At 68.4% G+C, this 19,986-nt stretch carries 22 protein-coding genes; 9 read left to right on the top strand and 13 right to left on the bottom strand.

Annotation, left to right across the window (positions count from 1 at the left end; all coding sequences use genetic code 11):
* The first annotated feature begins 5 nt into the window (after window positions 1–5).
* Both ACODSL_RS04525 and mhpA read left to right on the top strand, forming a co-directional pair.
* Window positions 6–854, top strand: coding sequence for a fumarylacetoacetate hydrolase family protein (locus tag ACODSL_RS04525; RefSeq protein WP_488899440.1), 849 nt, complete (start codon window positions 6–8; stop codon window positions 852–854).
* Window positions 854–2,275 (top strand): bifunctional 3-(3-hydroxy-phenyl)propionate/3-hydroxycinnamic acid hydroxylase MhpA, encoded by a 1,422-nt coding sequence (gene mhpA, locus ACODSL_RS04530; RefSeq protein ID WP_488899441.1) that lies wholly within the window; start codon window positions 854–856, stop codon window positions 2,273–2,275. The genes ACODSL_RS04525 and mhpA overlap by 1 nt, the downstream gene beginning before the upstream one ends.
* A 152-nt stretch (window positions 2,276–2,427) precedes the next feature.
* On the opposite strand, the gene ACODSL_RS04535 is transcribed toward mhpA, so the two are convergent.
* Window positions 2,428–3,021 (bottom strand): malonic semialdehyde reductase, encoded by a 594-nt coding sequence (locus ACODSL_RS04535; protein ID WP_488899442.1) that lies wholly within the window; start codon window positions 3,019–3,021, stop codon window positions 2,428–2,430.
* An 87-nt stretch (window positions 3,022–3,108) separates the two neighbouring features.
* On the opposite strand from ACODSL_RS04535, the gene rutB reads away from it, so the two are divergent.
* The 4 genes from rutB to rutA are packed head-to-tail and all read left to right on the top strand — an operon-like array spanning window position 3,109 to window position 6,116.
* Entirely contained in the window at window positions 3,109–3,813 is a 705-nt protein-coding gene (gene rutB / locus ACODSL_RS04540; protein ID WP_488899443.1) for a pyrimidine utilization protein B, read from the top strand.
* A gap of 14 nt (window positions 3,814–3,827) precedes the next feature.
* A complete protein-coding gene (rutC, locus tag ACODSL_RS04545) occupies window positions 3,828–4,217 on the top strand; it encodes a pyrimidine utilization protein C (protein WP_488899444.1) in 390 nt (129 codons plus the stop codon).
* Between the two features lie 4 nt (window positions 4,218–4,221).
* On the top strand, window positions 4,222–5,034 hold the full coding sequence (gene rutD / locus ACODSL_RS04550; RefSeq protein ID WP_488899445.1) for a pyrimidine utilization protein D: 813 nt from the start codon (window positions 4,222–4,224) through the stop codon (window positions 5,032–5,034).
* A gap of 14 nt (window positions 5,035–5,048) precedes the next feature.
* Complete coding sequence (rutA, locus tag ACODSL_RS04555; protein WP_488899446.1) at window positions 5,049–6,116, top strand: pyrimidine utilization protein A; 1,068 nt, start codon at window positions 5,049–5,051, stop codon at window positions 6,114–6,116.
* A gap of 108 nt (window positions 6,117–6,224) precedes the next feature.
* On the opposite strand, the gene ACODSL_RS04560 is transcribed toward rutA, so the two are convergent.
* The 5 genes from ACODSL_RS04560 to ACODSL_RS04580 form a co-directional block, all read right to left on the bottom strand.
* Window positions 6,225–7,148 (bottom strand): isopenicillin N synthase family dioxygenase, encoded by a 924-nt coding sequence (locus ACODSL_RS04560; protein WP_488899447.1) that lies wholly within the window; start codon window positions 7,146–7,148, stop codon window positions 6,225–6,227.
* A 164-nt stretch (window positions 7,149–7,312) separates the two neighbouring features.
* Window positions 7,313–8,167 (bottom strand): ribokinase, encoded by an 855-nt coding sequence (locus ACODSL_RS04565; RefSeq protein WP_488899448.1) that lies wholly within the window; start codon window positions 8,165–8,167, stop codon window positions 7,313–7,315.
* A complete protein-coding gene (locus ACODSL_RS04570; RefSeq protein ID WP_488899449.1) occupies window positions 8,164–9,102 on the bottom strand; it encodes a nucleoside hydrolase in 939 nt (312 codons plus the stop codon). Before ACODSL_RS04570 ends, ACODSL_RS04565 begins: the two co-directional genes overlap by 4 nt.
* Window positions 9,103–9,171: 69 nt before the next feature.
* The gene (locus ACODSL_RS04575; RefSeq protein ID WP_488899731.1) at window positions 9,172–9,711 is read right to left on the bottom strand and encodes a glutathione S-transferase family protein; all 540 of its coding nucleotides are present in this window, start codon (window positions 9,709–9,711) and stop codon (window positions 9,172–9,174) included.
* A 6-nt stretch (window positions 9,712–9,717) separates the two neighbouring features.
* Window positions 9,718–9,837, bottom strand: coding sequence for a thioredoxin domain-containing protein (locus tag ACODSL_RS04580; RefSeq protein ID WP_488899450.1), 120 nt, complete (start codon window positions 9,835–9,837; stop codon window positions 9,718–9,720).
* A gap of 194 nt (window positions 9,838–10,031) precedes the next feature.
* On the opposite strand from ACODSL_RS04580, the gene ACODSL_RS04585 reads away from it, so the two are divergent.
* Entirely contained in the window at window positions 10,032–11,726 is a 1,695-nt protein-coding gene (locus ACODSL_RS04585) for an alpha/beta hydrolase family protein (RefSeq protein WP_488899451.1), read from the top strand.
* 377 nt (window positions 11,727–12,103) lie between these two features.
* Here ACODSL_RS04585 and ACODSL_RS04590 read toward each other — a convergent pair whose 3' ends face one another.
* The 6 genes from ACODSL_RS04590 to ACODSL_RS04615 all read right to left on the bottom strand — a co-directional run bounded on the left by ACODSL_RS04590 (window position 12,104) and on the right by ACODSL_RS04615 (window position 16,339).
* Window positions 12,104–12,937: a TauD/TfdA dioxygenase family protein gene (locus ACODSL_RS04590; protein WP_488899452.1), complete on the bottom strand. Its 834-nt coding sequence runs from the start codon at window positions 12,935–12,937 to the stop codon at window positions 12,104–12,106.
* Window positions 12,938–13,033: 96 nt separating this feature from the next.
* Window positions 13,034–13,966, bottom strand: a complete 933-nt coding sequence (locus ACODSL_RS04595) for a formylglycine-generating enzyme family protein (RefSeq protein WP_488899453.1) — start codon at window positions 13,964–13,966, stop codon at window positions 13,034–13,036.
* Window positions 13,963–14,571 (bottom strand): TetR/AcrR family transcriptional regulator, encoded by a 609-nt coding sequence (locus ACODSL_RS04600; RefSeq protein WP_488899454.1) that lies wholly within the window; start codon window positions 14,569–14,571, stop codon window positions 13,963–13,965. The genes ACODSL_RS04595 and ACODSL_RS04600 overlap by 4 nt, the downstream gene beginning before the upstream one ends.
* 39 nt (window positions 14,572–14,610) lie before the next feature.
* Complete coding sequence (locus ACODSL_RS04605; protein WP_488899455.1) at window positions 14,611–15,024, bottom strand: hypothetical protein; 414 nt, start codon at window positions 15,022–15,024, stop codon at window positions 14,611–14,613.
* Window positions 15,024–15,437 (bottom strand): DUF1330 domain-containing protein, encoded by a 414-nt coding sequence (locus tag ACODSL_RS04610; protein WP_488899456.1) that lies wholly within the window; start codon window positions 15,435–15,437, stop codon window positions 15,024–15,026. Before ACODSL_RS04610 ends, ACODSL_RS04605 begins: the two co-directional genes overlap by 1 nt.
* Window positions 15,437–16,339: a haloalkane dehalogenase gene (locus tag ACODSL_RS04615; protein ID WP_488899457.1), complete on the bottom strand. Its 903-nt coding sequence runs from the start codon at window positions 16,337–16,339 to the stop codon at window positions 15,437–15,439. Before ACODSL_RS04615 ends, ACODSL_RS04610 begins: the two co-directional genes overlap by 1 nt.
* Window positions 16,340–16,445: 106 nt before the next feature.
* Here ACODSL_RS04615 and ACODSL_RS04620 point away from each other — a divergent pair, with 106 nt between their 5' ends.
* Both ACODSL_RS04620 and ACODSL_RS04625 read left to right on the top strand, forming a co-directional pair.
* On the top strand, window positions 16,446–17,519 hold the full coding sequence (locus ACODSL_RS04620; protein ID WP_488899458.1) for an MBL fold metallo-hydrolase: 1,074 nt from the start codon (window positions 16,446–16,448) through the stop codon (window positions 17,517–17,519).
* A gap of 15 nt (window positions 17,520–17,534) precedes the next feature.
* The gene (locus ACODSL_RS04625; protein ID WP_488899459.1) at window positions 17,535–19,187 is read left to right on the top strand and encodes a sulfatase-like hydrolase/transferase; all 1,653 of its coding nucleotides are present in this window, start codon (window positions 17,535–17,537) and stop codon (window positions 19,185–19,187) included.
* On the opposite strand, the gene ACODSL_RS04630 is transcribed toward ACODSL_RS04625, so the two are convergent.
* Complete coding sequence (locus ACODSL_RS04630; RefSeq protein WP_488899460.1) at window positions 19,180–19,980, bottom strand: TrmH family RNA methyltransferase; 801 nt, start codon at window positions 19,978–19,980, stop codon at window positions 19,180–19,182. The genes ACODSL_RS04625 and ACODSL_RS04630 overlap by 8 nt on opposite strands.
* Window positions 19,981–19,986 lie beyond the last annotated feature (6 nt).

Raw genomic sequence — 19,986 nt, forward strand, 5'->3', positions numbered from 1 at the left:
CAGACATGAAACTCGCCACCTTCACCGCCGACGGCGCGCCGGAACTGGGCGTCGTCACCGGCGACCGCATCGTGCCGCTGAACCGCGCCGCGCCTGGGTTGCCGGCCGACATGATCGGCCTGATCAAGGCCTGGCCGAGCGTTGGGGCCGAGGTCCGCGCCATTGCAGCGGCCGGAACCGGCGCCCTGGCGCTGGACAGCGTCCGCCTGCTGGCGCCGATCCCCCGGCCCGGGAAGATCTGGGCGATCGGCCTCAACTACGCCGACCACATCGCCGAGAGCGGCGTCGAGACCCCGCCCAACCAGGTCTGGTTCACCAAGGCCGGCACGGCGGTGACCGGGCCGTACGACCCGGTGCAGGTCCCCACCCCCGCCTGCGACTACGAAGTCGAGATGGTCGCGGTAATCGGCGTCGGCGGCCGCAACATCAGCAAGGCGAACGCTGCCGCCGCGGTGTTCGGCTGGTGCGTCGGCAACGACGTCACCGAACGGATGTGGCAGCACCGCACGCCGCAGTGGTCGCTGGGCAAGTCGTTCGACACCCACGCCCCGTTCGGCCCCTGGATCACCACCGCTGACGAGATCGCCGACCCGCACACGCTCGGACTGCGCTGCCTGATCAACGGCGAAACGCGGCAGAACTCGAACACGAAGAACCTGGTGTTCGACGTCTGGGCGCAGATCGAGCACCTGTCGACGGCCATGACGCTGGAGCCCGGCGACGTGATCTTCACCGGAACGCCCGGCGGCGTCGGCGCGGCGATGAACCCCCGTCAGTTCCTCAAGGCCGGCGACGTGATGCGCTGCGAGGTCGATGGCCTGGGCGCCATCGAAGCGGTCTGCGAGGCGGTCTGATGACTTACGACTGCGACGTCCTGGTCGCCGGCATGGGTCCTGTCGGCGCGGCGCTCTGCGCCCTGCTGGCCCGGCAGGGCGTGACGGCCATCGCCGTCGAGAAGGACACCGGCGTCTATCCCCTGCCCCGCGCCGCCCATTTCGATCACGAGATCATGCGGCTGTTCCAGAAGCTCGGCATCGCCGAGGAGATGCAGGCGGCCTCGCAGCCGGCGGCGGCCTACGAGTTCCGCAACGCCGCCGGCGAGATCCTCATGCGCTACGACCAGCGTCTGGACAGCCCGTCCGGCTGGGCGCCCGGCTACATGTTCCATCAGCCGAGCCTCGAGCATGCCTTGCGGCGGCTGGCGACAGGGTCGCCGCTGATCGACGCCCGGCTTGGGCACAGCCTCACCAGCTTCACCCAGGACGCCGATGGTGTGACCGCCTCTGTCGACGGACCAGACGGCAGGACCGGAATCCGGGCCCGCTGGATGGTGGCCTGTGACGGCGCCAAGAGCCCGGTCCGCGACGCCCTCGGCATCGGCCAGAGCGACTACGGTTTCGACGAGCCCTGGCTGGTCATCGACGCGGTGGTCAGCGACGTCTCGCGACTGCCCCAGGCCAACCTGCAGATCTGTGACCCGGCCCGGCCGACCACCTGCCTGGTGATGAGCCAGGGCCGGCACCGCTGGGAGTTCATGCTGCTGCCCGGTGAGCAGCCCGAGGGCCTGCTCGACGACGCCGTTATCCGCGACCTGCTGAAGCCCTGGAACTGCGAGGATGTCGTCGAGATCGAGCGCAAGGCGGTCTACCGCTTCCACGGCCGGGTCGCCGACCGCTGGCGGGAAGGCCGCGTGCTATTGGCCGGTGACGCCGCCCACCAGACCCCGCCCTTCGCGGGACAGGGCCTGTGTTCGGGTCTTCGCGACGTCGACAATCTGGCCTGGAAGCTGGCGGCGGTGATCCGGCGCGGCGCGGATCCGGACCTGCTCGACAGCTACCAGACCGAGCGCGAGCCACAGGTGCGCAGCGTCATCGAACTGGCCATCGCCATGGGCCGGGTGGTCTGCATCAGCGACCCGCAGGCCGCCGCCATGCGCGACGCCGGCATGCTGGCCCAACGCGCCGCAGGCCATGCCCCGCCGCCGATCGCGCCGCTGCGGCTCGGTCCCGGCGTGATGCTGGACGGCGTGGGCGGGGAGTATTTTCCCCAGCCCTGGGCGGGCGATGTGCGTCTGGATGACCTGCTCGGCGAGGGGCCGTGGCTGATCGACCGCGCGTCGCTGGCAGACAGCCCGCTAGCGCCATTCGCGGACCAACTGACGGCATGGTTCGGGAGTCGCGACGCTGAGGCGGTTCTGGTGCGGCCGGACCGGTATGTGTTCGGGACGGGATCAGCGGCGGCGCTGACCACCGCGTGGGCCCAACGGGTAGGCTAACCCTACCCTCGTCATCCTGGGCCTTGTGCCCAGGATCCCTCTCGACGCGTCCCGAACGCGTCCGGCTGGGGAGCTGTTTGTGCGGCTGCGCGAGGGGTCCTCGCCACAAGGGCGAGGATGACGTTCGGTATTTGCGCCTCGGCTCTCCGCCCTCACAAAACCCGGCACGCCTCTTCAAAGTCCAGCCGCGGCGAACGTGGATGCAGGTGTTCATCCGTCCCGTGCCCGATGTTGCAGATGAAGTTCGCTTCCCAGGTCGTGCCGGCGAAGAACTCGGCGTTCACCCCGTCCAGCTTCACGCCCGACATCGGCCCGCAATCCAGGCCCAGCGACCGCGCGGCAATCATCAGATAGGCCGCCTGCAGCGAGCCGTTGCGGAAGGCGGTCTCCTTGACCAGCGCCTCGTTGGAGGTGAACCAGTCCTTCGCGTTCGGACTGTGCGGCGCGAGGTAGGGCAGCCGCTCATGGAAGGCCATGTCGTAGGCCAGGATCACATTGACCGGCGCGGCAAGGGTCTTGGCCCGGTTGCCGGACGACATGTGCGGGGCCAGCCGCGCCTTGGCCGCATCACTGGTCAGGAACACGAACCGTCCGGGACAGCAGTTCGACGAGGTCGGACCCCATTTGGCGGTGTCGTAGATCTCGCGGATCAGCGCCTCGCTGATCGTCTCCGGCGTCCAGCCGTTGCGCGTCCGGGCCGTGCGGAAAATCTGGTCAAGGCTGGCGTCTGGCAGGCGATCGGACATGGAACGGAAACTCCGGCTCGGGATGGGTTGGCGCCACGCCAGCGTATGCCATGTTACCGCCCCGACAACGCAAGGGCCCGCTTCGGCATGCCAACGCCCGACGACATCATCATGCTCCCGGCCCGGCCCGAACCGATCCCGGTTTCGGTGTCGCAGACGGCGGTGATCGTCATCGACATGCAAAACGCCTACGCCTCGCCGGGGGGCTATCTGGATCTGGCCGGATTCGACATCTCGGGCGCGGATCGCGTGATCCGGAACACGAAGGGCGTGCTCGAGGTAGCCCGCGCCGCCGGCATGCCGGTGATCTATTTCCAGAACGGCTGGGACGCCGACTATGTCGAGGCCGGCGGGCCGGGCTCGCCCAACTTCCACAAGTCCAACGCCCTGAAGACCATGCGCCAGCGGCCGGAGCTGCAGGGCACCCTGCTGGCCAAGGGGACCTGGGACTATGAACTGGTCGATGCGTTGAAGCCCCAGCCGGGCGACATCGTCCTGCACAAGACCCGCTACAGCGGCTTCTTCAATTCGCAGCTCGACAGCACCCTTCGCTCGCGCGGCATCCGCAACATCGTCGTGGTCGGCATCGCCACCAATGTCTGCGTCGAGTCGACCCTCCGGGACGGCTTCTTCCTCGAATACTTCGGCATCGTGCTGGAGGACGCCACCCATCAGGCCGGGCCCGAGTTCGTGCAGCAGGCGGCCATCTACAACATCGAGAAATTCTTCGGCTGGGTGTCCAGCGTCGCCGACTTCAAGGGCGCGTTCGGCCAGGTCGCGCCGAAAGACTGATCAGGAGTTCCACCATGCCCAAGACCGTCATCACCCCGCCGGGGACCCAGACGCCTATCGCGCCCTTCTCGCCCGGTACGCTCGCCGACGGCGTGGTCTACGTCTCCGGCACGCTCGCCTTCGACAAGGACAACAACGTCGCCTGCGTCGGTGACGCCGAGGGCCAGACGCGCATCGTTCTGGAGACCATCAAGTCGGTCATCGAGACCGCCGGCGGGACCATGGACGACGTGACCATGAACCACATCTTCCTCAAGGACTGGGCCGACTACGCCGCGCTCAACAAGGTCTATGCGGAGTACTTCCCCGGCGACAAACCGGCCCGGTTCTGCATCGTCTGCGGCCTGGTGCGGCCCGACTTCCTGGTTGAAATCGCCTCGATCGCCCACATCGGCAAGGCGTAGAGCCTTGCCCCGGTCCGGGACCGCCGACGGCCTGTACTACGAGCTCCACGATGCGGGGCCGGACGACATGCGCGAGGTGGTGGTCCTGTCGGCGGGCCTCGGCGGCTCGGCGGCCTTCTGGGCGCCGCAGATGGCGGCCCTGAGCGAGCGGTTCAGGGTTTTGCTCTACGACCATCGCGGCACGGCCCGCAGCGTCCGCACCCTGCACGACGACCACAGCGTCGCTCGTATGGCCGGTGATATCGTCGCTGTGCTGGACGAGGCCGGGCTGGCGAAGGCGCATGTCGTCGGCCACGCGGCCGGCGGCAACGCGGGCCTGGCGCTGGCGCTGAACCATCCGGACCGGCTCGACCGGCTGGTCGTGGTCAACGGCTGGGCCGCGCCGGACGCGCATGTGGCCCGCTGCTTCCGCACACGGATCAGCCTGCTCAACGACAGCGGCCCCGAGGCCTATGTCCACGCTCAGCCGCTGTTCCTCTATCCGGCCAACTGGATCAGCGCGAACCACGACCGGCTGACGCTTGAAGAGCCGCACCACGTCGCCGGTTTCCCGAACCATGAGGTCATGCTGGCCCGCATCCAGGCGCTGCTCGACTTCGACATCGACGCCCGGTTGCCGGAGATCCCCCATCCGGTGCTGGTCAGCGCCAGCGCTGACGACATGCTGGTGCCGGTCAGCTGTTCGGAGCGCCTGGCCGCCCGCCTGCCCAACGCCACGCTCGACATCGTCCCCTGGGGCGGACACGGCTTCACCGTGACCGCGCCGGACGCGTTCAACGCCTCGCTCGTCGCCTTCCTCGGCGGCGAAACGCACTAGCCCAAGGAATACCCATGGAAATCGGCGTCTTCATCCCGATCGGCAACAACGGCTGGCTCATCTCCGAGACCTCGCCGCAGTACATGCCGTCCTTCGAGCTCAACAAGACGATCACCCAGGCGGCGGACCGCTACGGCTTCGACTTCGCCCTGTCGATGATCAAGCTGCGCGGTTTTGGGGGGAAGACGCAGTTCTGGGAGCACAACCTCGAGAGCTTCACCCTGATGGCGGGCCTCGCCGCCGTCACCGAGCGGATCAAGATCTTCGCCACCGCCGCGACCCTGACCCTGCCGCCGGCGATTGTCGCCCGGATGGCGGCGACCATCGACTCGATCGCGCCGGGCCGCTTCGGCATCAACCTGGTCACCGGCTGGGCCGAGGCCGAGTACAGCCAGATGGGCCTGTGGCCGGGCGACAGCCACTACACCAAGCGATACGACTACCTGGCCGAATACGCCCGGATCCTGCGCGACCTGTTCGACACAGGGGTGTCGAACTTCAAGGGCGACTATTTCCAGATGACCGACTGCCGGGTCAGTCCCAAGGCGACGGACACGAAGATCATCTGCGCCGGCTCCTCGACCGAGGGCCTGGCCTTCACGGCCCAGTACGCCGACTACAGCTTCGCGCTCGGCAAGGGCACCAACACGCCGACTGCCTTCGCCGACGTGAACGAGCGCCTTCGGGCGGCGAAGGAGAAGACCGGCCGGGACGTCAGCGCCTACATCCTGTTCATGATCATCGCCGACGAGACCGACGAGGCCGCCATGGCCAAGTGGGAGCTCTACCGCGACGGCGTCGACAAGGAGGCCGTGGCCTGGCTGGTCGGCCAGGCGGCGGGCAACACTTCCGAGGACACCAACACCAAACAACTGGCGGCCGAGAAGGCGGCGGTGAACCTCAACATGGGCACGCTGGTGGGGTCGTATGAGTCCATTGCCCGGATGCTGGACGAGGTGGCGACCGTGCCCGACACGGCCGGCGTGCTGCTGACCTTCGACGACTTCGTCCAGGGGGTGGAGAACTTCGGCACGAAGATCCAGCCGCTGATGAAATGCCGGGCGGGGGTGGTGGTGGCCTGATGCTCCCCATCGGGGGAGCTGTCAGGCCGCAGGCCTGACTGAGGGGGTCGGCTCAGATTTCGAGTGACCCCCTCCGGCCCTCCGGGCCACCTCCCCCGATGGGGAGGATCATTTCTTCAGCCCGATCGCCCTGAGCCGCTCGTCGAGGAACTCCCCCGCCGACACCGGCTCGAACCTGGCGCCGTCGCCGACACAGCTCTCCAGCACGGCCAGAGACGTCTCCAGCGTCGGGTGCATGAAGAACGGCATCGAATAGCGGCTCACGTTCGGCCCGGTCGGGTTGACCACCCGGTGGGTCGTCGCCGGGATCACGCCGTTGGTCATGCGCGCCAGCATGTCGCCGCTGTCGACGATCAGGTTGGTCGGTTCGGTGACCACCGGCAGCCAGGTCCCGTCGCGGTCGAGCAGCTCCAGCCCCGCGCCCTTGGCGGCGACCATGATGGTCATGAAGTTGATGTCCTCATGGGCCGCCGAGCGGACCGCGTTCGGATTGGCGTCGGCAGCCAGCGGCGGATAGTGCAGCACCCGCAGCAACGAGGTGCCGTAGCGGACCTTGTCGTCGAAGAAGTCGCCCTTCAGCCCCAGCTTCGGCGCCAGCGCCCGCAGCAGGATCACGCCCGTCTCGTTGAGCGCGCTGAACAGGCTCTGGAATGCGGGCTGCACGCCCGGCGCTTCGGCCGGCCAGACGTTGGGTTCGAGATCGGACCCGGCTTCCGGCGAGGGATCGTGGCCGACCTGCCAGAACTCCTTCAGGTCCGGATGGCCGCTGTCCTTGGCGTGCTCGACGCCGAACGGCGTGTAGCCGCGCATGCCCTTGGCGTACTGCGTCTTGGTCGCCTCATCGAGGGCGAACAGCCCCTCCGCCTCGGCGTAAGCGCGCTGCAGCAACTCGACCGGCACGCCGTGATCCTTGAGCACGAAGAAGCCGTAGTCCTGCAGGCCGCGCATCATCGCGTCGGAGAAAGCCTGTCGCTGGGCGGCGTCGCCCTCGGTGAAGGCTTTCAGGCTGAGTTCGGGAACGGATCGGGTCATGGGCGAATGATTAGACCCATCATGAGAGCGGGCAAAGTGTGCGTGGTTCGAGACGCTCGGCTGATGCCTCACTCCTCACCATGACGAGCGCCTTTGAAGGCCAACCCTCTGCGTCATCCTGAGGAGCGAGGCTCAAGCGAGCGTCTCGAAGGACGCACCGGGCGTCAGCCCGCCAGCATCCCCTCCACCTCCACCCGCGTCGGCAGGGACGACTGCGCGCCCGCCCGCGTGGCCGTGAGCGCCCCCGCCGCGCAGGCGAAGGCGAGCGCCTCGCGCTGGCCCATGCCTTCGAGCAGCGCGACCGTCAACGCGCCGACGAAGGTATCCCCCGCCCCGGTCGTGTCGACCACCGAGACCTCCGGTGGCTCGGCCGTGGCCAGCCGCGACCCGTCGCGGAACAGGCCGGCGCCGCGAGAGCCCCAGGTCACCGCGACCACGCCCGGCAGGCCATGCAGCCGCTTGCCGTAGACCTCGGACTCGCCCTGGTTGACGACGATCAGATCGGCCCGCTGCAACACGCTGTCGGGCACATCGAGCGCCGGGGCGAGGTTGACGCAAACAAAGCCGGTGGTCCGCGCCACGGCCGCCGCGACGGTCTCCGCCGGCAGCTCCATCTGGCAGATCAGCGCGCCGTCGATGACCGCCGGCAACAGGTCGGGCGTGAAGGCCGCGTTGGCCCCGGGCGCGACGATGATCTGGTTCTCGCCCTCGGCGTCCACGCCGATCAGGGCCACGCCGGTGGGCGCCGCCGGATCGACCGCGACGCCCGACAGGTCCACGCCGCCGGCCTTCAACAGCGCCAGCGCCTGGTCGGCCATGGCGTCGGCGCCGACGCGGCCGACCATCCGCACCTCGGCCCCCAATCGCCGGGCGGCCAGCGCCTGGTTGGCGCCCTTGCCACCCGGATGGGTCGCCAGGGTTGCGCCGGTGACCGTCTCGCCGGGCGCCGGCAGGGTCGCGGCGCTCGCCACGAAGTCGAGGTTGATCGAGCCGACGACGGTGATCAGCGGCGCGCTCATCGGGCCAGCAACTCCAGGATCACGGCGAACACCGCCTCATGGTCGACCTCGGTCACCCACCGGCAGGTCGCGGCGGCCGGATCGGCGAGGCGGAACTCGACGGCCGTGTGGCCCATGGTCAGCTCGGACTGCGTTTCGACCTGCAGATCGACCGGCACGGCCGTGAAGTGTTGCGGGGCCAACAGATAGAAGATGGTGCAGGGGTCATGCTGCGGCGGGCTGTCGCCGCCGACGTGGGTCTGTTCGGTCCAGACGGCGAAGTCGAACAGCTGCGCCACCGCCTTCGCGGCGGGCGTATCGATGCCCTTGACCGCCGCCACCCGTGCCGGGGTCGCCCGCACCTGATGGGTGGCGTCGAGACCCAGAACCACGGTCTTCACGCCCGAGCGGAACACGACGTCGGCGGCGTGCGGGTCGGCATAGATGTTGTACTCGGCCGAGGCGGTGATGTTGCCGCCTTCACGCCGCGCGCCGCCCATCACCACCACCGGCCCCAGCCGCGCGGCCAGCGCCGGTTCGCGCTGCAGGGCCAGCGCCAGATTGGTCATCGGCCCGGTGACGGCCATGGAGACGCTGCCCGCCGGTCGGCTCATGACGATGTCGATGATCGCTCCGGCCGCGTCGCCCGGCGCCACCGGCGCGTCAGGCTCGAACACCGGCAGGGTCCCCAGACCGGACTCGCCATGGAAGTGGCTGGCGATGATCGGCGGCCGGACCAGCGGAGCGCTGGCTCCGACGTAGACAGGCACGTTCTCCCGCCCGGCGATCTGGCGGATGATCCGCGCGTTGCGGGCCGTCAGCTCGGCGGCGACGTTGCCGGCCACCGTGGTGATGGCCAGCAGCTCCAGCGCTTCGGGCGCGGCGAACGCGAGCAGCAGGGCGACTGCGTCGTCCACGCCGGGGTCGCAGTCGATGATCAGGGGTGTCTTGGTCACGGGTCTTTTTCGGCGGTGCGCGAGTGGGTGGCAAGGGCGGGGACATGTACCGAAGGTACGTGTCCCCAGTTAGAGCTGATCCAGCGGCACGGCTGTCAGCCCCTGCTCGGCCGAGGCCTTCGCCTGGGCCGCCTTGGCGCTGATGAAGCCCGGCCGCGCCTGCATCCGCATCCAGTAGGCCGCCACGGCCGGCGGGAATTTGTCTTCCAGTCCCAGCGATTGGGCCAGCAACAGGGCGTAACTGACCGAGATGTCGCCGCCCGTGAACCGGCCCGCCGCGACGAATTCGTTCTGGCTGACGATGGCCTCCAGCCCCCTTAGCCGGGCGAGGAACCACTTGGCGTAGTCCTCCGCCACCTGGGGCTGGCGGCGCTCCTTCGGCTCGAGCCGCGTGTAGCGCAGCACCAGAGTCTGCGGGAACGTCAGGGTCGCCTCGCCGAAATGCAGCGCGTTGAGCCAGGCGCCGAAGCCCGGCTCGTCGGGCTCGACCGCCAACCCGCTGCCCGCGCCGTATCTGCGGCTCAGGTACTCCACGATCGCCGCCGACTCGGTCATCCGCGTCTCGCCGTCGACCAGCAGCGGGATGGTGCCCAGCGGGTTCTCCTGCAGGTATTCCTACTTCAGGAACCGGGGCGGGAACGGCAGCATGCGCAGGTCATAGGCGAGTCCCAGCTCCTCCAGCGCCCACAGCGGCCGGAACGAGCGCGCATCGGCGCAGTGGTAGAGGGTGATCATGGGGCGGGGTCCCGATTCTGACGCTGAAGCGTAGGACATCCTGCGTCCTTCGACACGGCCCTTCGGGCCTGCTCAGGATGACGTGCATTGCTCCACGTCATGGTGAGCAGCGCCGAAGGCGCGTGTCGAACCACGCATTGTGCCGGCGACCACTCCGGGCAATGCTCCGGCGAAACAGGTCGGGGGAGACGACGATGCGCAAGTGGGGGCTGTTCGCGGCGGGGGTGCTGCTGATCCTGGCCGGGTCGTGGCTGGCGAGCGCGGTGCAGACGTCGGGTGGCGTGACCGTCACCGACGTGCGGTTCCCGGGGGCCGGCGGCGTGACCATGAGCGGCCTGCTCTACACGCCGAAAAACGCCACGGCCGAACACCCTGCGCCCGGCGTCCTCGCCGTGCACGGCTACATCAACAGCCGCGAAACCCAGAGCGCCTTCGCCATCGAGTTCGCCCGCCGCGGCTACGTCGTGCTGGCCATGGACCAGACCGGTCACGGCTACAGCGGCGGGGCGGCCTTCTCCAACGGCTTCGGCGGTCCCGACGGGCTGAAATACCTGCGCGGCCTGCCCAACGTCGACAAGGCCAACATCGGCCTGGAAGGCCACAGCATGGGCGGCTGGACGGTGCTGGCCGCCGCCGCCGCCATGCCGGACGCCTACAAGGCCGTGGTGCTCGAGGGCTCGTCCACCGGCGCCCCGTTCGCCGCCGAGGGCACGCCGGCCTGGCCGCGCAATCTGGGGCTGGTCTACAGCCGCTACGACGAATTCTCGAAGATCATGTGGGGCGTCTCCCGGGCGCAGGACGTGACCGGCAGCGCCAAGCTCAAGACCGTCTTCGGCACGACGGCCGACGTCGTCCCTGATCGGGTCTACGGCTCGATCGCCGCGGGTACGGCGCGTCGGCTGTCGACACCGGTGACCACGCATCCCGGCGACCACATCTCGCCTGCCGCCGTCGGCGACGCGCTCGACTGGTTCAGCAAGACCCTGGTCGGCGGCACGCCAAGGCCGGCAGGCGACCATATCTGGATCTGGAAGGAGATCGGCACGGGCGCGGCCTTCATCGGCTTCGTCGTGCTGCTGCTGGGGACGTTCAATGGCCTCCTCAGCCTGCCGGTCTTCGCAGGCCTGCGCGGCGCGCCGACCGCCGCCGTCGAGCAGCGGAACGGCCGCTGGTGGGGCGGCCTCGCGACCACGGCGCTGCTGCCGATCCTGACCTTCTTCCCGGCTTTCATCGCCGTGACGGTGCTGCTCAAGCCCTCGCACCTGCTGCCGCAGAGCATCACCAACCAGGTGGTCGTATGGGCGCTGGTCAACGCCGCGCTGACTCTGGTCATCGGCTGGTTCGGCCGCAAGCGTCCGATGGCGAGCAGCGTCGATCGCTGGGCTCCGGCGGTGCTGATCGCCCTGTCCACGTCAGCTGTCGGCTACCTGTCGCTGGTCGCCGCCGACGCCCTGTTCAAGGTCGACTTCCGCTTCTGGGTCGTGGCGCTGAAGCCGTTCAGCCCGGCCCAGGCCGTGATCGCCCTCATCTACGTCCTGCCCTTCAGCGTCTTCTTCCTCGTCGCCACCCGGGCCCTGCACGGCCGCCTGTCGGTGGCCGGCGACAGCGCGGCCAAACAGTATGCGGCCGCCATCGCCGCCATGGCGTCCGGCTTCCTGCTGCTGCTGGCGGTCGACTACGGCCTGTTCTTCCTCACCGGCCGCCTGCCGACCGATTTCGACCCACTGAGCACCGTCGTGGCGATCCAGTTCCTGCCGCTGATGGCCGTGGTCGCCCTGATCTCGACCTTCACCTGGCGCCGGACGGGGAGCCATGTCCCCGGCGCGCTGATCTGCGGGTTGTTCGTGACCTGGTACGTCGTGGCCGGGACGGCGACGCAGGTGGTGTAGCGAATACCGATAGGGCTGCCGTTAGTTCATCGATGAATCTGGCAGTACATCGGGGAGGTCTGCCAGAAGTCGGGAACATGCCCGCTCCACCAAGGGACGAGCCCAAGCCTGAGCCTGATCATGCTTTCGATCTTCGGCTTCCCGAACGTCCGGGTGCCAAAAAGTTCTGCGGTCACCCGTAGGTATTGCGTCTGTCTCACTGGAAACGACAAGGAACGTATCAAACGTTTCATGGAATGACTCGGGCAGGTCGTGGCGGAAAGCATCCAACGCAACAGCGGTTTCCACCGGAAGCGCTTCGCCACGCATGAACGCCTCGGCAATTCGTCGCACTTCGGACCAAAGCCAAACCTGGTCGTCTTGCATGATGCCCCCGCCTAAGCCGCCGGATCCACCGTCACCCGGCGCATGTGCCGGCGCTGGCCGGGGTAGTCGTTGAGCGCGTAGTGCCAGACAGAGCGGTTGTCCCAGAAAGCCACCGTGCCCGGACGCCAGCGCAGGCGGCAGGTGAAGGCCTCCTTGCGGCTGTGCTCGAACAGATAGTCGAGCAGAGGCTTCGACTCCCGTCGGCTCCAGCCCTCGATGTTCATCGTGAAGGCCGGATTGACGTACAGCGCCTTGCGGCCCGTCTCGGGATGGACCTTGACCATCGGATGGCTGAAGCGGCCGGCCATGCCCTCGGCGTCAGAGATCTTCATCGATTCCCGCTTCTGGGCCGAAGGGCCGGTCGGGGCGTATTCGCGCTCGGCCGAATGGATCGCGTTCAGCCCTTCCAGCGTCGCCTGCAGCCCCGGCGACAGGGCCTCGAACGCGGCCGCCTGGCTGGCGAACAGGGTGTCGCCGCCCCAGTCCGGCAACGCCACGGCGTAGAGGATCGAGCCGATTGCCGGGGTCTCGAGGAAGCTCATGTCCGAGTGCCAGCCGCCGCCGAAATTTATCCGGTCGGTCGGCTCCTTGATGATTTCCATCACCTCGGGATGGTCAGCCATGCCGGACACGTAGGGATGGATATTGAGCGGCCCGAACCGGCGGCCGAAGGCCAGCTGCTGCTCCGGCGTCAGCGACTGGTCGCGGAAGAAGATCACCTGGTGCTCGACCAGCGCCTGGCGGATGGCGGCGATGGTCGCGTCATCCAGCGCGGCGGACAGGTCGACCTCGCCGATTTCCGCGCCGAGCGCCCCGGCGACCTTCTGAACCGTGATCCCGCCCATGGAGAGGCTCCCTTGTTTGTCGCCCGTATGATCGCCGCCTAGGGCCAGACAATCAACGCGCTCATGCTCTCCGCTCGCGGCGATAGTAGGCGCGAACTAGCCCCGCTTCACCGTCCGGAACCCGACATGGCTCGTCCCCGTATCCGGCGGCCCTGGCTGTCGCGCCGACGGGCGGTAGCGGTAGCAGAAGTTGTCGGCGCAGAGGAACGAGCCGCCCTTGATCAGGTGCGTGCGGCCGTTCGGCGTCGGGGCCTCGTAGAAGTCCTTCGTCCATTCCCAGACGTTGCCGGTCATGTCGTAGAGGCCGTAGGCGCTGGCCGGATAGCAGCCGACCGGCGCCGTGCGGGCCTTGTAGCCGTCGTCGCCGGTGTCGACCGCCGGGAACACGCCCTGCCAGCTGTTGGCGCGCGGCTGTCCGGCGACCGGCCTGTCATTGCCCCACTCGTAGCGCGCGCCATCGAGCCCGGCGCGGGCGGCGAACTCCCATTCGGCCTCGGTCGGCAGGTCGCGGCCTGCCCAGCGGGCATAGGCCAGGGCGTCGTCGTACGCGATCTGGACCACGGGATGCCGCTCGCGGCCCGTCAGGTCGTTGCCCGGCCCCTCCGGGTGCTTCCAGTTGGCCCCGTCGATGATCCGCCACCAGCCGGAGGGATCGCCCGTGCCCAGACCCTTGGCGCCGACGAACACCAGCGAGGAGGGCTTCAGCTTGCTCGCCGGCACCCCCGGATAGAGTTTCGGATCCGGCTGCCGTTCGGCCAGGGTGACGTAGCCGGTGGCCTTCACGAACGCCGCGAACTGCGCGTTGGTCACCTCTGTGCGGTCGATCGAGAACGGTGCGACCGTCACCTGGACCGGCGGTCCCTCATCATTGTGTTCCGGCATCGCGCCCATCGTGAACGTCCCGCCCTTCAGCGCCACCTCGCCGGCCGGCACGGGAACCGGGCAGGCGCGCGTCGGCGTCGCCAGTTGCGGGACCTTCGGTCCGCAGGCCGTCAGGCCCAGCGCCAGGACCAGCGCGAGCCGTCTCATGCGCGGTCGCGGGTCAGGGCGCCGGCCGTCCGGCGCATCACGGCCCGGGCCCCGGCGATATCGGCGCCCTGGTCGGTGCGCAGCCGCCGCCAGGCTTCAAAGCTCAGCGCCAGGTCCAGCGCCTGGACCAGTTCGGCATCAGCCTGGATCGCGGCGGGCAGGACGGCCAGCAGGGTGTCGCGCTGACCCCGAACCAGTCGAAGCCGGCCGTCGCGAAGCGCCGCCGACCGGGTGCGCGGACTGTCGGCGGCGATCTGCAGCGGGAGGATCATCTCGAAGGCTTCCGCGCGCCGATCGATCAGGATGTTGATCGCCTCGCGCCAGTCGGCGGCCTCGATCGGGCCTTCCAGCAGACCGCCCAGCCGCCCGATCATCACCGCCTGGATGCCGCGATAGAGGCCGTCCATATCCTCGAACAGGCGGAACACCGTGCGCAGGCCGACGCCGGCCCGCGCCGCCACGGCCTCGGCCGGCGGCATGGTCAGTCCTTCCGAAATCAGGGCGATCATCGCCTCGACGATCCGCAGTCGGCTGGCCTCGGACCGAAGCCGGCGACCGTCGACCACAGGTTCGGCGACGGGCGGGGGTTTGGTCGGGGCGGTCATGCGATCAGGCCTATCATCACCGGCGCATCCTGCAAGGGATCAGGCCTTGCGGCCGCGTCGTCCGAACTCCCAGAGCACGGCAACGGTCAGCACGATCGCCGCGCCGACGATGCCCTTGGCGCCCGGATAGCCGGCCCCGACCGACTTGGACACGAAGGCGATATAGAGCGCGATCAGCGCCCGCAGGAGTTCGATCGCCAGCAACGGGCGGGCGAAGGTGCGATAGCGCGCCACCACCAGCAGGTCGATGAGCCCGCTCCCGATCTGGCCGGAGCCGACCATCGCCAGCAGGAAGACGATGATCTTCCCGCCCTGAGCCAGGTCGAAATGGGCGATCACGCCCGCCCCGCTGTCCGGCAGGAAGGCGTGTATCGCTCCGCGCCCCAGATTGATCAGACCCAGGACGGTCAGCAGTCCAAGGGTGATCCGCGACGGAGCCCGGGCGTCTCCCATCACGCACCGGCCTCGGAACATTGAATCAGCAGCTGGCCGGCCAGACCGGCCTTGCGGTGGCGGCCGATCTCCTGGACCTCCGGCGAGGTGGCGATCTCCACGAAGGCCGCGCGGCTCGGATATTCCATGATCGCCACGGCGTCCCACAGCTCGCCGACCTCGCCGATGACCAGCGCGTCGACCTTGCTGGAGAAGCGCAGCTTGCCGCCCTTCGACAGCACCAGCGGCGCCATCACCCGGCCGTAGCGGTCGTAGGCTTCGCGCCCGGTCATCTCCGGCTCGCCCGGCTCGTCGTACTGCGCCTTGTCGCGGAACTTGAGCAGGTTGAGCATCACGATCGGACGGTCACCACCGAGTCCGAGCAGGGCCTGAAGTTGTTCGCCCTTCGGCAGAACGGCGTTTTCCACGTTCATCAGCGTGTCTCCGAAATGAAGCTGTCGATCAGGGCGGCGATCTCCGCGGGCCGGTCTTCCTGCAGGAAGTGGCCGCCGCCTTCGATGATGGTGTGTTTCTGGCCCTTGGCGCCGGGGACCCGCTGCTGGAACGGGATGTCACCGCCTTTGGAGACGGGGTCGCCGTCGCTGAACGCTGTCAGGAACGGCTTGTCGAAGGCTTCCAGCACCAGCCAGGCGGCCTTGTTCTCGGCCACCGAGGGATGTTCGGGCGTCACGGGCACGAAGGTGGGGAAGATCCGCGCACCGGACTTGTAGGTCTCGTCGGGATAGGGCGCGTCATAGGCCGCGACCTCCTCGGGGCTCAGGTCGCGCAGGGAACCCATGTTGACGATCATGCCCGCGGGGAAGACCGGCATGGTCTGGCTCATGGTCAGCCAGGCCTTGAAGCCGTCGCTCATGCCCGAGCCGGTCGGCATCCCGGTATTGGCCACGATCACCCGCGCGAACCGTTCCGGGAAGGCGGCGACCAGACGCAGGCCGATGAGGCCGCCCCAGTCCTGGCAGAACAGGGTGATGTCCTTGAGGTCCATCGCCAGCAGCCAGGCGCTCATCCACGCGACATGCTTCTCGTAGCTGTAGTCGGTCTTCTCGGCCGGCTTGTCGGAGCGACCGAAGCCGGCCAGGTCCGGCGCGACCACCCGATGCTTGCCCTTCAGCGGCGCGATGATGCCCCGGTACAGATAGGACCAGGACGGCTCGCCGTGCATCAGCAGAACCGGCGACGCGTCGCGAGGGCCCTCGTCGACACAGGCGATGCGCAGGTCGACGCCCGAGGCGTCCCGGATCGTCTCGTAGTGCGGCGCGTAGGGAAAGTCCGGCAGGTTGCTGAAACGGTCGTCAGGGGTTCGCAGAACCTGCATCGTCGATCTCTTCGCGGGATTTGAAGCCGGTTGACCGGCCGGGAAACTAATGGCACAAACTATGCCAATATAATTCGGGCAGGCAAGCCGGAATTAGGGGGGCGACATGAAACGCGTATTCACCGGACTGCTGGTGGTGCTGGTTCTGCTGGCGGCGGGCGCTTATGCCGTGCGCGGCAAGATCGCCGTCCGGATCATGGAGCGGCGCCTGGCGTCGGCCATGGCCAATCCCGTCATTCCGTCCTTGGCGGACGGCCTGCACGTCGCCATCTGCGGCGCCGGCGGCCCCTTCCCCGACCATGATCGGGGCGGCCCCTGCACGGCTGTGATCGCCGGCAAGCGCCTGTTCATCGTCGACACCGGCGAGGCGGCCGGCCGCACGCTCGGCCGCATGGGTCTGTTCGGCACGGACTCGGTGGTCCTGCTGACCCACTTCCATTCCGACCATATCGACGGTCTGGGCAACGTGGCGCTGCAGCGCTGGGGCGGCGGCAATCTGACCACGCCCCTGCAACTCTATGGTCCTCCGGGCGTCGAGCGCGTCGCCGCCGGCTTCAACGAGGCTTACGCCCTCGACGCAAGCTACCGCACGGCCCACCACGGCCCGGTTGTGATGCCGCCGTCGGGCGCCGGCATCCAGCCCCACGCCTTCACAATCCCGGAAGGCCAGGACTCGGTCGTCGTGCTTGAGGCGGACGGCGTGAAGATCACCGCCTTCCGGGTCAACCACGGCCCGGTCGAGCCAGCCGTCGGCTATCGCTTCGACTACAAGGGCCGCAGCGTCGTCATCAGTGGCGACACCGCCCCCTCGCCGGTGCTGGCGAAATACGCGAAGGGCGTCGACCTGCTGGTCCACGAAGCCCTGTCGCCGGCCATGGTCAACCTGATCCGCGAAGCCTCGCTCAAGGCCGGCGCCACAAACCGCGCGCAGATCATGCAGGACATCCAGAACTACCACACGACGCCGCAGGCGGCGGCGGCCATCGCCCGCGACGACAAGGTCGGCGCCCTGCTGCTCAATCACATCGTGCCGCCGCTGCCGCTGAAGGCGCTTGAGGTCCCGTTCCTCGGCGACGCCCGCAAGGTCTTTACCGGCCCGCTGTGGATCGCCCGCGACGGCGACCTGATCGACCTGCCCGCCGGCGACAAGACCATCACCCGCACAAGCCTGCTTCACTAGACTGGGGGAACGACCATGAACCGCAAGCTCATCTGGACCCTCGGGTCCGTCGCCGTCGTTCTCGTGGCGGCCGTCGTCGCGTTCCAGCACTTCTGGATCTACATCCCCGGCGTGGTCGGACGGATCAAGAACCCGATCCAGCCCTACCATGAGGTCATCTGGGGCGCAGGTTCGGCGCCGGCGCTCGCGCCCGGCGCGACACGGCCCCCCAATGTCATCGTCATCGTCGCCGACGATCTCGGCATCAACGATCTCGACTCGACGGGCCAGGGTGTCGCGGGCGGCGCGGTGCCGACCCCGAACATCGACTCGATCGCCCGCGACGGCGTGAAGTTCACCAACGGCTACGCCGGCAACGCCACCTGCTCGCCCTCACGCGCTGCGATGATGACCGGTCGCTACCCGATCCGCTTCGGCTTCGAGTTCACCTCCGTGCCCGTGGCCTTCGCCCGCAACATCCAGCGCCTGGGCGGCCATGGGCCGGTCAAGCCGATCTTCTACGAGGACCGCGTCGCCGCGATGCCGCCGGTCGAAGACCTGGGCGTCCCCGCCAGCGAAGTGACCCTCGCCGAGACGATGAAATCGGCCGGCTACCGCACGCTGCATATCGGCAAGTGGCACCTGGGCGAAGCCAAGGGCCTGCGGCCCGAGGACCAGGGCTTTGACGACACGCTCGGATTCTACGCCGGCGGCGGCATGTACATGGAAGCCAACGACCCGAACGTCGTGAACTCGAAGCAGGACTTCGATCCGATCGACAAGTTCCTGTGGGCCAACCTGCCGTTCTCGGTGCGCTTCGACGGCAGCAAGCCGTTCCATCCCGACCGCTACATTACCGACTATTTCGGCGACCAGGCGGTCCGCGCCATCGACGCCAACAAGGACCGGCCGTTCTTCATGTACCTGGCCTTCAATGCGCCGCACACGCCGCTGCAGGCGCTCAAGTCAGACTATGACGCCCTGCCGCAGATCAAGGACCACCGCCTGCGCGTCTATGCGGCGATGATCCGCGCACTGGACCGGAACGTCGGCAAGGTGCTCGCTGAGGTCGACGCTCAGGGCCTGCGCGACAACACCATCATCATCTTCACCAGCGACAACGGCGGGGCCAACTACATCGGCCTGCCGGACATCAACAAACCCTACCGCGGCTTCAAGGCGACCTTCTTCGAGGGCGGCGTCCGGGTGCCGATGTTCATGCGCTGGCCGGGCCAGATTCCGGCGGGCTCGACGACGCCGGCGCGGGCGATGCACTTCGACATCTTCGCCACGGCGGCTGCCGCCGCTCATGCCCCTCCGGCCAAGCCGGGCGTGCTCGACGGCGTCGACCTCGTGGCCCTGTCGCGCGGGCAGGTCCCGGACCGGCCGCTGTTCTTCCGCTCGGGCCACTATCGCTCGGTGATCAACGGCGACTGGAAGATGCAGTGGTCCGAACGGCCCAAGAAGATCTGGCTGTTCAACATCAAGACCGACCCGACCGAACAGAACAACGTCGCGGCGGCCAACCCGGCCGTGGTGGCCCAGCTGACGGCGCTGCTCGACGCCCAGGACCGCCGCGCCGCCAGGCCGATCTGGCCGGCCCTGATCGAGGGCCCGATCTGGATCGACAAGCCGGTCGACGGCAAGCCGATGCCCAAGGGCGCCGAATATGTGATGTGGGCTAACTGATCCGCAGCTGATGCAGGGCGATCCCGGCGGCGACCGCGACATTCAGCGAGTCGAAGCCGGGCGCCATCGGGATCGAGACCGTCCGGCAGCGGGCCAGGGTGGCGTCAGGCAGCCCTGGCCCTTCCGCGCCCAGCAGCAGGGCGGGGCGTGCCAGCGGCGGCAGGTCTGACAGGGCTGTCTGTCCAGCGGGACTGAGCGCCACCGGTGTGAAGCCGCGCTGCTCCAGCAAACCGATCAGGTCCTCGCCCTCGCCCAGCCGCGCATAGGGAACCCGCAGTACGCCGCCGACCGACACACGGATGGCCTTGCGATAAAGCGGGTCACAGCAGGTCGGATCGAGCAGCACTGCGTCGACCCCGAACCCGGCGGCGTTGCGGAACAACCCGCCCATGTTGTCGTGGTTGGAGATGCCGACCAGAACCAGCACCAGCGCCTTGTCCGGCAGGCCGGCCAGCAGCGCGTCGGCCGCGACCGGCGCGGCGCGCTCGGCCAGCGCCAGGATGCCCCGGTGCAGTTCGAACCCGACGATCCCGTCCAGCACGGGCTGGCTGGCCAGATAGACCGGCACGTCGTCGGCCATGGTCTCGAGGATCGGACGCAACTTCTCCAGTCGCTTGGCCGCGATCAGCACGGACAACGGCCGGTGGCGGTCCTGCCCAGCGAGGACCCGCAGCACCGTCTCGCCCTCGGCGATGAACCGCCCCTGCCGCCCGACCAGATCCCGCTCGCGGATGTCGCGATAGGCCTCGAGCCGGGTGTCGGCGGGATCGTCGATGGGGATGTAGACAGGCATGTGCCG

This window comes from Caulobacter sp. FG121, from assembly GCF_057809815.1.

Bases quoted from the DNA above. Each gene is read 5' to 3' on its own strand.
- rutB (WP_488899443.1), top strand. From the start codon at position 3,109: ATGCCAACGCCCGACGACATCATCATGCTCCCGGCCCGGCCCGAACCG.
- ACODSL_RS04580 (WP_488899450.1), bottom strand. From the start codon at position 9,837: ATGATCACCCTCTACCACTGCGCCGATGCGCGCTCGTTCCGGCCGCTG.
- ACODSL_RS04625 (WP_488899459.1), top strand. From the start codon at position 17,535: ATGAACCGCAAGCTCATCTGGACCCTCGGGTCCGTCGCCGTCGTTCTC.
- ACODSL_RS04630 (WP_488899460.1), bottom strand. From the start codon at position 19,980: ATGCCTGTCTACATCCCCATCGACGATCCCGCCGACACCCGGCTCGAG.
- ACODSL_RS04525 (WP_488899440.1), top strand. From the start codon at position 6: ATGAAACTCGCCACCTTCACCGCCGACGGCGCGCCGGAACTGGGCGTC.
- ACODSL_RS04595 (WP_488899453.1), bottom strand. From the start codon at position 13,966: ATGAGACGGCTCGCGCTGGTCCTGGCGCTGGGCCTGACGGCCTGCGGA.
- ACODSL_RS04600 (WP_488899454.1), bottom strand. From the start codon at position 14,571: ATGACCGCCCCGACCAAACCCCCGCCCGTCGCCGAACCTGTGGTCGAC.
- ACODSL_RS04585 (WP_488899451.1), top strand. From the start codon at position 10,032: ATGCGCAAGTGGGGGCTGTTCGCGGCGGGGGTGCTGCTGATCCTGGCC.
- mhpA (WP_488899441.1), top strand. From the start codon at position 854: ATGACTTACGACTGCGACGTCCTGGTCGCCGGCATGGGTCCTGTCGGC.
- ACODSL_RS04535 (WP_488899442.1), bottom strand. From the start codon at position 3,021: ATGTCCGATCGCCTGCCAGACGCCAGCCTTGACCAGATTTTCCGCACG.
- ACODSL_RS04610 (WP_488899456.1), bottom strand. From the start codon at position 15,437: ATGAACGTGGAAAACGCCGTTCTGCCGAAGGGCGAACAACTTCAGGCC.
- ACODSL_RS04605 (WP_488899455.1), bottom strand. From the start codon at position 15,024: ATGGGAGACGCCCGGGCTCCGTCGCGGATCACCCTTGGACTGCTGACC.
- ACODSL_RS04590 (WP_488899452.1), bottom strand. From the start codon at position 12,937: ATGGGCGGGATCACGGTTCAGAAGGTCGCCGGGGCGCTCGGCGCGGAA.
- ACODSL_RS04620 (WP_488899458.1), top strand. From the start codon at position 16,446: ATGAAACGCGTATTCACCGGACTGCTGGTGGTGCTGGTTCTGCTGGCG.
- ACODSL_RS04560 (WP_488899447.1), bottom strand. From the start codon at position 7,148: ATGACCCGATCCGTTCCCGAACTCAGCCTGAAAGCCTTCACCGAGGGC.
- ACODSL_RS04565 (WP_488899448.1), bottom strand. From the start codon at position 8,167: ATGAGCGCGCCGCTGATCACCGTCGTCGGCTCGATCAACCTCGACTTC.
- rutA (WP_488899446.1), top strand. From the start codon at position 5,049: ATGGAAATCGGCGTCTTCATCCCGATCGGCAACAACGGCTGGCTCATC.
- ACODSL_RS04615 (WP_488899457.1), bottom strand. From the start codon at position 16,339: ATGCAGGTTCTGCGAACCCCTGACGACCGTTTCAGCAACCTGCCGGAC.
- rutC (WP_488899444.1), top strand. From the start codon at position 3,828: ATGCCCAAGACCGTCATCACCCCGCCGGGGACCCAGACGCCTATCGCG.